The following is a 13,914-nucleotide window of genomic DNA, read 5'->3' on the forward strand; positions in this document are numbered from 1 at the left end:
AACCCGGCGCTATTCATGCCTGCTCACCACGCTTAACGTTTTAGTGGCAAGAAACCGCTAAAAAAGCCTCACAGACCGCTCAATCCATCAGCTTAAGTTACAGCCAACGCTATGCCGCAAACGTCAGTGCTGCTCGCTGTGCGCGCAGTAACAAAATTGCGCGCTGCGTCTTTACAGCTAACGCCCTTTCACGCAATGTGAGCGCAATACAATTAATGAGATCTCACTATGACCTTAGCGGCTGTTTCTCTGAGTGAAGTGCTGGCGCGCCGTGACTGGGAAAACCCGGTTATTACCAACCTGCATCGCCTGGACGCGCATCCACCCTTTGCCAGCTGGCGCGATGAAGTCAGCGCGCGCGATGGCCATTCCTCACCTGCGCAGCAGCGGCTGAATGGTCAGTGGGCCTTCAGCTATTTTACCGCGCCGGAAGCGGTGCCGCACAGCTGGCTGCTACAGGACTTACCGGACGCCGCAACGCTGCCGGTGCCTGCCAACTGGCAGTTGCACGGCTACGACGCGCCCATTTATACCAACGTGCAGTATCCCATTCCGGTCAATCCCCCTTTGGTGCCACGTGAGAACCCCACCGGATGTTACTCGCTCACATTTAAAGTTGATGACGGCTGGTTAAGCCAGGGACAGACGCGCATCATCTTCGATGGTGTCAGCTCGGCCTTTCATTTGTGGTGCAACGGACAGTGGATGGGCTATTCGCAGGATAGCCGCTTACCCGCCGAATTTGATCTCAGCCACGCGCTGCAGCCGGGAAACAACCGTCTGGCGGTCATGGTGCTGCGCTGGAGCGACGGCAGTTATCTGGAAGATCAGGACATGTGGCGCATGAGCGGCATTTTCCGCGACGTGACGCTGCTGCACAAACCGGACACCCGCCTGAGCGATGTGCAGCTCGAAACCGCGCTCAGCCCGGAATATCTGCGCGGCGATTTACGGGTGAGTGTCAAAATCCATGCCGGCACGCGCCCGCTCAGTCAGTGTCGGGTACGCGTCACGCTATGGCGCAACGGCGACTGTATTGCGCAGCACGAACAGCCGCCGGGCAGCGCCATCATTGATGAACGTGGCCACTATCCGGAACGTACCCTGCTGGTGTTGCCGGTGCGGCAACCGCTGTTGTGGAGCGCCGAAACGCCTCATCTCTACCGCGCGGTAGTCACGCTGCTTGATGATGCCGGCGAGGTGATTGAAGCCGAAGCTTATGATGTGGGTTTCCGTCGCGTCAGCATTGAGCACGGCCAGCTGTGCCTCAACGGTAAGCCGCTGCTGATACGCGGCGTTAATCGTCATGAGCACCATCCCGAACGCGGTCAGGTGGTGGATGAAGCCAGCATGCGTCAGGACATTGAACTGATGAAGCGCCACAACTTTAACGCGGTGCGCTGCGCTCACTATCCTAACCATCCGCTGTGGTATCGGCTGTGCGATGAGTACGGCCTGTACGTGGTTGACGAAGCCAATATCGAAACGCACGGCATGCAGCCGATGAACCGCCTCTCCGACGACCCGCGCTGGTTTGCCGCCTATAGCGAACGCGTAACGCGCATGGTGCAACGCGATCGTAACCATGCCTGCATCATCATCTGGTCGCTGGGCAATGAGTCCGGCCACGGCAGCACGCACGATGCGCTGTACCGCTGGGTGAAAAGCAGCGATAGCACGCGCCCGGTACAGTATGAAGGCGGCGGTGCCAACACGGCGGCCACCGATATTCTGTGCCCGATGTATGCGCGCGTCGATCAGGACCAGCCCTTCCCGGCGGTGCCGAAGTGGTCACTGAAAAAATGGATCAGCCTGCCGGATGAAGCGCGTCCGCTGATTCTGTGTGAATACGCCCATGCGATGGGAAACAGCTTTGGTGGCTTTGCCAAATACTGGCAGGCATTTCGCCAGTTTCCGCGGCTGCAGGGTGGCTTCGTCTGGGACTGGGTCGATCAAAGCCTGACGCGCTATGACGAACACGGCCAGCCGTGGCAGGCGTACGGCGGCGATTTCGGTGACACGCCCAACGATCGCCAGTTCTGCATGAACGGGCTGGTGTTTGCCGATCGCACGCCGCATCCGGCGCTGTTTGAAGCACAGCGCGCCCAGCAGTTTTTCCGGTTTACGCGCGATCCCGGCGATGCGTATCGCGTGACCGTCACCAGCGAATATTTATTCCGCCGCAGCGACAACGAACGGCTGCGCTGGTGGATTGAGCAGGACGGTGTAACCCTCGCGCGCGGTGAATGGGTGCTGGATCTCGATGCCGAAGGCAGCCACACCTTTACCGTGCCCGCGCCTGAAACGCTGCAGGGTGAAGCGTGGCTCAACCTCGCGGTGCATCAGATCGCCGCCACGCCCTGGTCTGAGGCGGATCATCGCGTGGCCTGGGATCAGTGGGCGCTGCCGGCCGCACTGCCGGTTACGTTGCCGCCGCTCAGCGCCTGCGCGCCCCAGCTGGAAACCAATCACAATCTGGTGGCGGTGGTGCTGCCCACGCAGCGCTGGCACTTCTGTCGCCGCAGCGGCGCGCTGCTGCAGTGGTGGGTGAACGATCGTGAAACCATGCTGACACCGCTGGAGGAGTGCTTTATTCGCGCACCGATCGATAATGATATCGGCACCAGCGAAGCTGCCAATATCGACCCCAACGCCTGGGTCGAGCGCTGGAAACGCGCGGGCTATGATCGGCTGCAAACAGAGCTGCTGGCGATGCAGGTCGACAGCCTGCAGCACGGCGTGCAGATTGAAACCTGGCATCGCGTACTGGGTGAGGGTCAGCACCTGTTTACCAGCCATAAGCGTTATGGCATCAGCGGCGATGGCGAACTGACTATCAGCGTCGATGTACAACAGGCCGCTGGTCTGCCGCCGCCCGCGCGCATCGGCCTGCGCTGCCAGCTGGCTCAGGTCCCGCACCAGGTGAGCTGGCTGGGACTGGGGCCTCATGAAAACTATCCGGATCGCCAGCTGGCGGCGCAGTTTTCACGCTGGCAGCTGCCGCTGGCGGCGCTCAGCACCGGCTACGTCTTTCCGGGTGAGAATGGCTTGCGCTGCGGCACGCGCCAGCTGGATAGCGGCAGCTGGCAGATCAGCGGCGACTTTGCCTTCTCGCTTAGCCGCCATAGCCTTGAGCAGCTGCGCGCCACCTCGCACCGTCATTTGCTGCAGGACGAACCCGGCTGCTGGCTGCATCTCGACGGCTTCCATATGGGCGTCGGCGGCGACGATTCGTGGAGCCCGAGCGTCAGCCCGGAGTTTTTGCTTTCTCAGCGGCGCTGGCACTATGCGCTGACGCTGCGTCAGCCGGCTTAGTGGCGGCCGCCGGGCTAAGGGGTTTCAGCTCGGTTTTTGGCCGGCGATAGAAGCGCTGCAGCAACAGCACATTGAGCAGGACGACGACCGCAGTAGCGAAGAATACCCAGCGGTAACCGGTGGCGGCTGAGACCGCTGCGCCCAGCAGCGGTCCGGCGACGTTACCGAGGTACATGAACGACTGGTTATAACCAAAAATACGGCCGGTGACGTTATCGCGTGAATGACGCACCAGCAGGGTTTGCACCGCCGGCATCATCGCGCCATCGGCAAAGCCGAGCAGAAAGCGCAGGACGCCCAGCTGCGTGGCGCTGGTGACAAACGACATGGCAATCAGCAGCAGCAGCGAGGCGATCATGGTCGCCAGCAAAATACGCTGGGTACCGATGCGATCGCCGAGTTTGCCGAGACGCGGTGCGGCGATGAGTGCCGACACGCCGGGCAGCGCGGCAATCACACCACTGAGAAACGCGATATTCTGCGCATCCGGCGCCAGCTCACGCACGAACAGCGTCAGGATAGGATTCACCGAGCCGTTACACATCTGAATCACCATGGTGGTGACGAACAGGCAGAACATCAGGCGTGGATTATCGAGGCTGCGCATCACCTCGCGTCCGCTCAGTTTGTCCTGCTTGCTCACCGGCGTGTAGCCGGTCTCCTTAATCAGAAACAGCGTCACCAGAAAGCTGACCATCAGCAGTACCGCGGTAACGATAAACACCATGCGCAGGCCCAGCCAGTCAGCCAGCAGACCGCCAATCATCGGCCCGAGGATCACGCCGCCAATTTGTCCGGTCGACACGCAGCTCAGCGCCCAGCCGCTGCGCTCACGCGGCACCTGCGCGGCCACCAGCGCCATGGCGTTGGGAATATAACCGGACGTCAGTCCCATCAGCGCGCGCAGCAGCAACAGTTGCCACGCCTGGGTGACAAACGCCTGCAGCAGAATCACCGCGCCCATGCCAAACGAAGCGCGCAGTAGCATCAGCTTGCGCCCTTTGCGATCGGCAAGGCTGCCCCACAGCGGCGCCACGGCGGCAGAAACAATAAAGGTGACACTGAAGGTCAGGCCTGACCAGATACTGAGCGCGTTGCCGCCACGGATACCCAGCTCTTCCACGTAAAGCGGCAGGAAAGGAATGATCTGACTAATGGCCAGGCCGGTAAAAAAGCAGCCAAACCAGACGGATATCAGATTGATCTTCCAGGATTCGATGGAGCGTAGCATGAGCGCAGATGTCAGAAAAAAATGAAACGAGGGTTCAGTCTAACAACCTCGTAACATTACCGGACGGCAAAACATGGCATGCGGATGAAAACGCAGTTTTTCGCTGCCGGGCGTGATTCTGCTCACAGCAAATAGGGCGATGTCTCACTTTTGTAGTGTCTTTATGTGCGGTTACCTGGCCTAAGGCCCGATAAGCGCATCGCGAGAGACGGCAAACGTGAAAAAATATGACGATTCGTTACTGACAATATTCCACACCGCATCTATGTTTAAAAAATCACCAGTCATCACTGGCGAGGCGCTGCCCGTCCTGGACAGTCCGCATGCTTAATTCAGGTTTTCAGTTGCTGCCCGTCGAGGGTGGCAGGCTTCGTTGTCTCTGCGGAGGTCGGCTATGAGAACGCACCATGACAGCGCCAGTCGGGCGATTACCGACTATTTCAACAGCCCCGCCTGGCACGCGCCGCACGAGAGCGATTTGCTGGCCGCCATCATGCGCGAGCTGATGGATGATGGCCAGCCCGCCACCAATAAAGCGGTGATTGCCCGCGTGATTACCCGGCTGGAAGTGGAAGGCGATGAACAGCGCCTGCAGAGTTACCGCAACCTGCTGGCGCAGCTGTTAGAAGCAGGGCCGCAAAAATAGCGGCCCCGGAGATTATTTCACCACCCGCAGCTGGTCGGCTTCGCTGACCACTGCTTTACCGCTCTGACGCTGATACAGGCACAGTTCCCGCCCCAGCTGATTTTTCATGTGCTTTTGCGGATAGCGGCCTTCCAGCAACAGCGCATCGTAGCCAACGCTGTCGTCGTACATGATCGGCTTGCCCACCACTTTCACCGCTTTCAGACCGCTGGCCTGCACACATGCCTGCTGCAGGTTTTTATCGTGCTGCTGCCATGCCGCCTCGCTTGAGGCCTGCGCCAGCGGGCTGAGCAGCAGCGTCAAACACAGCGTTCGGGTCAGGTATTTCATCGTCACTCCTGTAAGGTCAGTCTGTTATTGCTGCCTGTACGCCTGACGCCGCAGAACCGCGATTAAACGCGCGCTTTGGCGGGGGCAATATGGCGCAGCAGGCAGGTTATAGCGAAAAAAATTCCCGCCGTAGCGGGAAGAAACAAGACGAGCATTGCATATTCGAGAGTGACGAGGAAATCTCCGTAATGCGCAGCTATCCTCGCCCGCCGCCGTGACAGCCCGATGACAATGCCGTGTCCGTTTGGTGTTACCCGCAGTAAACCCGGGAAATTTTCCCGTTCTGATCGCCGAGGAAATTCAGGCGGCGCAGATTGAAGTCCATGGTGGCGGCACCGTTCCACGGAATCGCGCGCACCGGTACGGCAAAGCGCTGGGTATCAAGCGCGCTCAGCGGCTGACCGAGGTAGTTCTGATACTGCGAGGCACCGCACTGGTCGGTTTCCGGATCGTGGCTGACGGCGTGACTGCTGTCAGTTTTACTGGCTGACTGACAGGCCGTTAAGGCGAGCATCGCCGTCAGCAGCAGCGCTTTTCCATAATGGTTCACAATTTTCTCCTCCTGGATAATGAACAAGCGGGTTCCTGAGAGTAACAAAGCGTGCCGCCGATGCGAAAATTTTTCCAGCAGACTGGTCGCATTGCGTGACAAAAGGCGCGATTTCCTGCTCACATTTTCGGATTAATCGCACGCTGTGTCTAAAAATCACCCGGGCAGACGCTACAATTATCTAAGACTTTTCTGAGGAGATAATGATGGAACTGGCTATTTTTATCGGCTTCGCCATCGTGATGACCTTCGTGGCCGTCCGGGTGCGTTAAGCCTCGTTAATTTTCTCTCTGCCGTTGTGCACCAAACGGTGCCAGCGGCATCCTCCGCGCCAGATAAGTGATTCGATGCCCTCTCCGCCTGCTCGTCAGCGATGAAAGCGCAAGCTACCATGCCGCGCATCGTCTGCGATGAGGCGGTCGGTTAGCGCCGCGATTGTGACGTATCTGAACCGGTGAAAATCTCCGCAAACGCACCTCGACAGCACCGATCGCCGTTGCTACTATGCGTCTTCCTCTGCCCGCTGAGTCGCCTATGGACACCCAATCCGACAAAGTTACGTTGACCCTGTTTTACGTCGGTAGCTTTGTGGTTTATTACCTCGTGACCATGCTGATTACGCTGTTTCCCAATTACGGGACGCTGCGCAATAACGGCTTGCTGGTGCCAGTGCTGTGCCTGTTTGAATTTGCCGTGATTTATCCCCTGTACCGTTTCTACTGCCAGCGCCGCAGCGACATTCCTCTGGGCTTTCTACGTCCCGGCCAGGCACTGCTGTTTATCGGCGCGCTGTTTGTGCTGATGGTGGCGCAGACGCAGTTCCTGCAGCCGGAAGGCTGGCTGATTGAACAGAGCCAGCAGGGACGCAGCTCAATGCTGATTCTGCTGCTCACCGCCGTGCTGCTGGCGCCGGTGTTTGAAGAGGTGCTGTTCCGCGGCTTTCTGCTGCAGGCGTTTTTGCTGTGGGCGCCCAAAAGCCGTTTTGCCTGCATGTTGCTCACATCGCTGCTGTTCGCCGCGTTGCACACGCAGTACGTGCACTGGGAAACCATCGTTGCGCTGACGCTGTTCTCGCTGCTGCTGTGCTACGCGCGTCTGCGCAGCAACAGCCTGGCGCTGCCGATTTTTCTGCATACGCTGAATAACCTGATCGCCATCCTGCCCGCCTGGTTCTACGCCTGATCCCCCTCACTGTTTGCTAACGATGCCATTAATTTCCCTGCATTTTCAGGTACTATCGCTTTTTAGCCTGCAGGAATGATGGTCGAAGCGCTGATGATTACTATGCTGGATGTGGCCCGCAAAGCGGGCGTTTCTAAAGCCACCGTGTCGCGCGTGCTGGCGGGCAACCGCTATGTCAGCAAATCCACGCAGCAGAAAGTGTTTCAGGCGATTGAAGAAACCGGCTACCGCCCGAATCTGCTGGCGCGCAGTCTGGCGACGCAAAAATCGCAGAATATCGGCCTGATCGTCACCCATTCGCTGTTTAACGGCCCCTATTTCAGCGAGCTGCTGTACCAGACGGCCACGCTGACCAATAACTATGGCCGCCAGCTGATCCTCGCCGATGGCAAAACCAGCGCTGACGATGAGCGCGCGGCAATTGAGTTTCTGCTCGATCTGCGCTGCGACGCCATCATTATCTACCCGCGTTTTCTCGACACCGCCGCGCTGGAAGCGATCATCGACCAGCACGATATCCCGATCATGGTGGTTAACCGCCGTCTGACGCAGCACGCGGCGAACTGCGTGTGGGCTTCGCACCAGCAAAATACCCGTGATGCGGTGAACTACCTGATTACGCGCGGTCACCATGACATCGCGTTTATCACCGGACTGGCGGGATCGCCCACCGCCGCCGCGCGTCTGGCTGGCTATCAGCAGGCGCTGGCCGATCATCAGCTGCCTTATGACGCAGAGCGCGTACTGCCGGGCGCGTGGACGCCGGAGAGTGGTCAGGCGGCGGCACGCCAGCTGCTGAGTGCCGGCGTACCGTTCAGCGCGCTGATGGCCAGCAATGACGATATGGCGATTGGTGCCGCGCTGGCGCTGAATGCGGCGGGCAAACGGCTGCCGCAGGATGTATCGCTGATGGGCTTTGATGATATTCGCATGGCCGAATTTTTCCTGCCGCCGCTCACGACGGTTCACGTGCCGGTGGCGGAAATGATTCAGCACACGCTGGCGCAGCTGGTGGCGATGCTCGAGGGCGAAGCGATTGCGCCCCTGCCGCCCTTCAGCGGACGGCTGATTGAGCGCGCTTCCGTGGCCGATGGACCGTTTCGCCGCTCATAACGCCTCGCCAGCATCCTGCGTGATCAGCCACTGCTCCAGCTGCTGTAGCGTAGCAGCCTTAACGCTCTCCTGCGGGCGCACCAGGTAATAGGTGTGCCGGCCACAGTCCAGCTGGTAATCCTCCATGGCGATCAGCGTGCCCGCCTTCAGCTCCGCTTCCACCAGCACGCGCTGCGCCAGCGCAATCCCCTGCCCTTCAAGGGCGGCCTGATAGGCTAGCGCCGAACTTTCCATCTGCCGCCGGTGCGGCAGCGCGTCCATTTCCACGCCAAATGCTTCGCACCAGCGCTGCCAGTCATCAGGACGTCCGCGCACCAGCAGCAGGGTATGCTGCGCCAGCCCGGCCAGATGCATGCTGGCGCGCCGGTCAGCCGTCGGACGGCACACCGGCACCATCACGTTTTTCACCAGCGGCGTGGCGTGCTGCTGCGGCCACGTACCGTCACCAAGCCGAATCGCTGCGTCGCAATCCACCGTATCGTCCCATTCCGACGCGGTCGTCAGGCGCACGTCAATCGCCGGATGCGCCAGCTGAAACTGTGCCAGCCGCGGAATAAGCCAGCGGGTGGCGAAGGTGGTGAAGGAGTGCAGCCGGATGACCGTGCGGCCGGCATTGCGCTGCAGCGTGGCGCTCGCCTGGCGAATACCGTCGAGGTGCTGGCTGATTTGCAGAAAATAGGCATTGCCGGGCAGCGTCAGTACCAGCCCGCGCCCCTGACGCTGAAACAGCGCCGTGCCAAAGTACTCTTCCAGCAGACGAATCTGACGACTCACCGCGCCTGGCGTCACCGACAGGCCATCAGCCGCTGCCCGCACGCTGCCGCTACGGGCGACATATTCAAACGCCAGCAAGGCATTCAGGGGTGGCAAATCACGCATCAGTTAACCGTTCAGTTTTTCTCAATGATGGAGCAATTTTAATCGATTGTGGCGAAAAGGCCAGACGCGCATCATTTCTGCACAGCGGCAGCCAGCCCGATAACGCTGACTGCCAGGTTGTCACATTGATTCTGACACTGGAGCACACTGGAATGATTAAAGTCACCAATCCTGCCGACGGCAGCCTCGTCGGCGAAGCACCGTTCATGCGCCACGACGAGGTCGCGGCCGCTATCGATCGCACCTGTGCCGCGTTTCCGGCATGGGCGGCAAAAAGCGCGAAACAGCGCAGCGACCTGCTGCGTGGCTGGTACGATCTGGTACGCGCCGATAAGCACCTGTTTGCTGAACTGATGGTCAGGGAGAACGGCAAATGCCTGAGCGAAGCGCTGGGCGAAATCGAGTACGGTCTCGGCTTTATTGAGTGGTATGCGGAAGAGGCCAAACGCGTCAACGGTGATACCCTGCCGTCGCACGATGCTAACGCCTCCGTGCTGGTGGTAAAAGAGCCGGTCGGCCCGACCGCGGCCATCACGCCGTGGAACTTCCCGTTTATGATGATCACCCGCAAAATTGCTACCGCGCTGGCCGCGGGCTGCACTATGATCATCAAACCGGCAGAAGAGACGCCGCTTACCGCGTATAAACTGCTGGAGTATGCACGTCAGGCCGGTATTCCCGCTGGCGTGTTTGAGATGGTGACCGGCGATCCGCAAGCCATCGGCGAAGCTTTTACCAGCGATACGCGCATCCACAAAATCTCCTTCACGGGATCTACCCGCGTCGGCAAACTGCTGGCGCAGCAGTGCGGGGCCACGCTGAAAAAGATGACCATGGAGCTGGGCGGCAACGCGCCGTTTATCGTGTTCGCCGACAGCCCGCTGGAAGAGAGCGTGGCCGGGCTGGTCAGCGCCAAACTGCGTAACTCCGGCCAGGTGTGTATTTCGCCTAACCGCATCTTTGTGCATGACGCGATTTACGATGCCTTTGTGCAGCAACTGGTGAAAACAGTCAGTGAGATCCGTGTCGATCAGGGTATGCAGCAGGAATTTGTGGTTGGCCCGCTGATTAACCGCATGGCGCTCGATAAAGTCACCGCGCTGGTGGATGATGCAGTAGCGCAGGGGGCGACGCTGCGCCTCGGCGGCAAGCCACACGCGAAGGGCGGGCTGTTCTATGAGCCGACCATCCTGTGCGATCTGGACGCCTCGTTTGCCGTGCACAACACCGAGATTTTCGGACCGGTATTTGCCCTGTACCGTTTCAGTGATGAAGAGCAGGTGATTCGCTGCGCTAACGACACCGAATACGGTCTGGTGGCCTATGCGTGGACGCGGGACGTTGGCCGCGCTTTCCGCCTGTCGAAAAAACTGGAAGCCGGCATGGTGATCCTCAATTCCGGCTCAGTCGGTACGGCATCAGTGCCGTTTGGCGGTATCAAGCACTCCGGCTACGGCCGTGAGGGCGGCCATTACGGTATTGAAGAGTATGTGCAGGTAAAATATGTGCTGATGGCGGGACAACACCACTAATCACGCTGCTGGCGCGGCGGCGACCCAGTCGGGATGCCGCCGCGCCGCGCGTTAGTATTCCACCTCCGCATCAGGCTGTGCACCGTTATTGCGGATCAACTGCTGATACCAGAAAAAGCTCTTCTTGCGATAGCGCGCCAGATCGCGCAGATCGTGTTCATCGCGGTTAACGTAGATAAAGCCGTAGCGTTTGCTGATGCCCTGATGGGTGCTGACCAGATCGATGGCCGACCACGGACAGTAGCCGAACAGCTCGACGCCATCGGCAATTGCCAGCCGCAGCTGAGCGATATGCTCGCGCAGATAGGCAATGCGGTAGTCGTCATACACCTTATTGCCCGCCTCCAGCGTGTCGAACGCGCCGAGACCATTTTCTGTCACAATCAGCGGCAGCCGATAGCGCGCGTAGATCTCGCGCGCGGTAATGCGGAAACCGACCGGATCGATATACCAGCCAAACTGATTCTGCTGCAGATGCGGATTGTTGCAGCCGACGTACACCGATTTGTCGATGCCGGCCATCTGCTGGTCGGCCTGCTGCTTGCTGTTCAGCTCACCGCGCGCCACCTCAGGCATGTCAGCACTGACGGTGGCCGATGCATAATAGTTGAAGGCGATAAAGTCCGGCTGGCCGGCGGCGATGGTCGCCATATCCTCCGCCTCAATGTGCGGCAGCCAGCCGCGCTGCTGCAGAAACGCCCACACCACGTTGTTGTAATGGCCGTGTACCGCCAGGTCGAGGTAGAGCCAGTTGCGGATCGCTGAAAAGTTATCGGCGGCCAGCACATCTTCCGGTCTGGCGCTGGCGGCATAGATACAGGAGATGTTCGGTGCCGGGCCAATTTTGGCCTGCGGCAAGCGCTGGTGACAGGCAATCATCGCTTTAGCCTGCGCCAGCATCATATGGTGGTTCTGCTGATACAGCGTTTTCTGCGCATCCACCGTGCCGGCCGGCAGCGTGCCAATCACCTCGCCTTTGAGGATCATCATGTTCTGTTCATTGATGGTCAGCCAGTATTTCACCCGGTCGCCATAGTGCTCGAAACAGGTGATGGCGAAGCGCTCAAAAGCGGTCACGGTGCGCCGGTTTGACCAGCCGCCATCCTGCTGCAGCGCCCACGGCAGGTCGAAGTGATAGAGCGTGACCAGCGGCTCAATGCCGTGGCGGCAAATTTCATCAATCAGTTGCTGATAAAACGCAATGCCCGCCGGATTCAGCTCGCCGTCACCCTGCGGATAGATGCGGCTCCAGGCGATGGAGAATCGATAGGTTTTCAGGCCCAGCTCCGCCAGCAGCGCGATATCTTCCCGGAAGCGATGATAGTGATCGCTGGTGACGGTGAAATCCGTCATCCCCTCAGGAAAATGGCCTTTATCGATCACCGACGGCCCTTTGCCGTCTTCGTTCCAGGCACCCTCGACCTGATACGCCGAGGTTGAAGCGCCCCACAGAAAGCCGTGCGGAAACGCACCGGGGTTAGGATGTTGCATACTGCCTCCTTGTTAGTCCGCAGCCAGCTCGCGCCGCAGCTGGATGATCTCTTCCGCCAGTTCACGGCACAGCATGGCGTTCATCAGGTGATCCTGCGCATGCACCATGATCAGATTGACCGGAATTTTGCCGCAGCCTTCGTCAGCACCAATCAATTCGGTCTGGATACGGTGCGCGGCTCTGGCCGCCTCGCTGGCTTCGCTCAGCAACGCATCGGCGCGTGGCCACTCTTTGCGCCGCGCCGCGCACAGCGCTTCCATTGAGCAGGAGCGCGCTTCTCCCGCCTGAATAATCAGTTCCATGACCGTGCTCTCATCAATTTCCATCATGCCTCCTTAACCGGTTGCGCTGCAGCGGCCTGCTCAAGCTCCTGCTGCAGCAGTTGCCGCTCATAAATTTTGAAAAACGGGTAGTAAATCAGCGTGGCGATGGTTACCAGCACGGCAATCAGCACGATGACGCGCCAGTCCCAGCCGGTCGACCAGGCCGCCCCGATCGGTGCCGGCGTGGTCCAGGGGGCCAGCGACACCACGTGGTTAATCAGGTGGGTTTTGGTGGCTGTCCAGGCGAGCGTGGCGTTGACTAACGGCGCGCAGATAAACGGAATGAACAGAATCGGATTCATCACCACCGGCGAACCGAAGATGACCGGCTCGTTGATGTTGAACATGCTGGGCACAATGCTCAGCTTGCCAATCGAGCGCAGATGCGCCGAGCGGCTGCGCAGGTAGAGCAGCACCAGCCCCATGGTGGAACCGGAGCCGCCAATAACGATGAAAAACTGCCAGAACGGCTCGATAAACACGTGCGTGATCGGCTCACCTGCGTTAAGCGCCTGCTGGTTGAGACCGAGGTTAGTCAGCCAGAACGCCTGCAGAATGCCGCCGACAATCACCGCACCGTGAATGCCGGCGAACCACAGCATGTGGCACAGCAGCACCGCCACCAGCACCGCCGGTAACGAATCCGAGGCGGAGATAATCGGTGCGAACAGCGCCATGATCGCCTGCGGCAGCAGCAGGCCAAACTGCGCCTGCACCCACAGGCTGAGCGGAAACAGCGTGATGAAGATGGCGATGATCGGGATCAGCAGATCGAACGACTGACGAATTTTGGGCGGCACCTGCTCCGGCAGCTTAAAGCCGATGTTGTGCTTTTGCAGGAAGTGCATCAGCTCAGTGGCGAACAGCGCCACCAGAATCGCGGTGAAAATGCCCTCGCCGCCGAGTGAGCCAACCGGCAGCGTGCCGTTGCTCTGGGGCGCGGCCACCACCAGAAACGCCATCAGCGCCAGGCTGGCCGCCATAAAGCCGTTCATTTTGTAGCTGTTCGCCAGGTTATAGGCGATGGCGCTGGCGATATACAGCGCCATGATGCCCATGGTCATGTTATAAGGCATCATGATTTGCGCTTCATGCGCGCGCACCATACCGAGCCACCACTGGGCAAACGCCCATGAGCTGTCAGCTGAGAACGGCGGATGGGCAAACAGCAGCATAAATGAGCCCACAATCAGAAACGGCATCGAGGCGATGAATCCATCACGGATGGCAATCACATGGCGCTGGCTGGAGAGGCGTCCGGCCAGCGGGCTGATGCGGTTTTCAATCACACCAAATAACGATTCGCTTATGCTGCTCATCG

Annotated in this window: 12 protein-coding genes; 5 read left to right on the forward strand and 7 right to left on the reverse strand. The window is 59.5% G+C overall.

The window, feature by feature from the left end:
* The first annotated feature begins 228 nt into the window (after nt 1–228).
* The gene (locus tag K7H94_RS14320) at nt 229–3,315 is read left to right on the forward strand and encodes a beta-galactosidase (protein WP_222951224.1); all 3,087 of its coding nucleotides are present in this window, start codon (nt 229–231) and stop codon (nt 3,313–3,315) included.
* Here the strand turns inward: K7H94_RS14320 and K7H94_RS14325 are convergent.
* The gene (locus K7H94_RS14325) at nt 3,248–4,546 is read right to left on the reverse strand and encodes a multidrug efflux MFS transporter (RefSeq protein ID WP_058775196.1); all 1,299 of its coding nucleotides are present in this window, start codon (nt 4,544–4,546) and stop codon (nt 3,248–3,250) included. The genes K7H94_RS14320 and K7H94_RS14325 overlap by 68 nt on opposite strands.
* Nucleotides 4,547–4,940: 394 nt before the next feature.
* Here K7H94_RS14325 and K7H94_RS14330 point away from each other — a divergent pair, with 394 nt between their 5' ends.
* Nucleotides 4,941–5,192: a biofilm development regulator YmgB/AriR family protein gene (locus K7H94_RS14330; protein ID WP_021313231.1), complete on the forward strand. Its 252-nt coding sequence runs from the start codon at nt 4,941–4,943 to the stop codon at nt 5,190–5,192.
* Between the two features lie 12 nt (nt 5,193–5,204).
* Here K7H94_RS14330 and K7H94_RS14335 read toward each other — a convergent pair whose 3' ends face one another.
* Nucleotides 5,205–5,522 (reverse strand): hypothetical protein, encoded by a 318-nt coding sequence (locus tag K7H94_RS14335; RefSeq protein WP_021507239.1) that lies wholly within the window; start codon nt 5,520–5,522, stop codon nt 5,205–5,207.
* Nucleotides 5,523–5,772: 250 nt separating this feature from the next.
* Complete coding sequence (locus K7H94_RS14340; protein WP_058758053.1) at nt 5,773–6,072, reverse strand: I78 family peptidase inhibitor; 300 nt, start codon at nt 6,070–6,072, stop codon at nt 5,773–5,775.
* 534 nt (nt 6,073–6,606) lie between these two features.
* Here K7H94_RS14340 and K7H94_RS14345 point away from each other — a divergent pair.
* Together K7H94_RS14345 and K7H94_RS14350 are read left to right on the forward strand one after the other, a co-directional pair.
* The gene (locus K7H94_RS14345) at nt 6,607–7,254 is read left to right on the forward strand and encodes a CPBP family intramembrane glutamic endopeptidase (protein ID WP_021507241.1); all 648 of its coding nucleotides are present in this window, start codon (nt 6,607–6,609) and stop codon (nt 7,252–7,254) included.
* Nucleotides 7,255–7,347: 93 nt separating this feature from the next.
* Entirely contained in the window at nt 7,348–8,367 is a 1,020-nt protein-coding gene (locus K7H94_RS14350; RefSeq protein ID WP_150058576.1) for a LacI family DNA-binding transcriptional regulator, read from the forward strand.
* Here the strand turns inward: K7H94_RS14350 and K7H94_RS14355 are convergent.
* A complete protein-coding gene (locus K7H94_RS14355) occupies nt 8,362–9,246 on the reverse strand; it encodes a LysR substrate-binding domain-containing protein (RefSeq protein WP_222951225.1) in 885 nt (294 codons plus the stop codon). The genes K7H94_RS14350 and K7H94_RS14355 overlap by 6 nt on opposite strands.
* Before the next feature lie 152 nt (nt 9,247–9,398).
* On the opposite strand from K7H94_RS14355, the gene K7H94_RS14360 reads away from it, so the two are divergent.
* Nucleotides 9,399–10,778 carry an NAD-dependent succinate-semialdehyde dehydrogenase gene (locus tag K7H94_RS14360; protein WP_222951226.1) on the forward strand — a complete coding sequence of 460 codons (1,380 nt, stop codon included), beginning with the start codon at nt 9,399–9,401 and terminating at the stop codon, nt 10,776–10,778.
* Nucleotides 10,779–10,829: 51 nt separating this feature from the next.
* On the opposite strand, the gene K7H94_RS14365 is transcribed toward K7H94_RS14360, so the two are convergent.
* The 3 genes from K7H94_RS14365 to K7H94_RS14375 are packed head-to-tail and all read right to left on the reverse strand — an operon-like array spanning nt 10,830 to nt 13,912.
* Entirely contained in the window at nt 10,830–12,269 is a 1,440-nt protein-coding gene (locus K7H94_RS14365) for a glycoside hydrolase family 1 protein (RefSeq protein ID WP_222951227.1), read from the reverse strand.
* A gap of 12 nt (nt 12,270–12,281) precedes the next feature.
* Nucleotides 12,282–12,596 (reverse strand): PTS lactose/cellobiose transporter subunit IIA, encoded by a 315-nt coding sequence (locus K7H94_RS14370; protein WP_222952055.1) that lies wholly within the window; start codon nt 12,594–12,596, stop codon nt 12,282–12,284.
* Complete coding sequence (locus K7H94_RS14375; protein ID WP_021507246.1) at nt 12,596–13,912, reverse strand: PTS sugar transporter subunit IIC; 1,317 nt, start codon at nt 13,910–13,912, stop codon at nt 12,596–12,598. Before K7H94_RS14375 ends, K7H94_RS14370 begins: the two co-directional genes overlap by 1 nt.
* Nucleotides 13,913–13,914: the final 2 nt, after the last annotated feature.

Source organism: Pantoea dispersa, assembly GCF_019890955.1.
Lineage (GTDB): Bacteria > Pseudomonadota > Gammaproteobacteria > Enterobacterales > Enterobacteriaceae > Pantoea > Pantoea dispersa.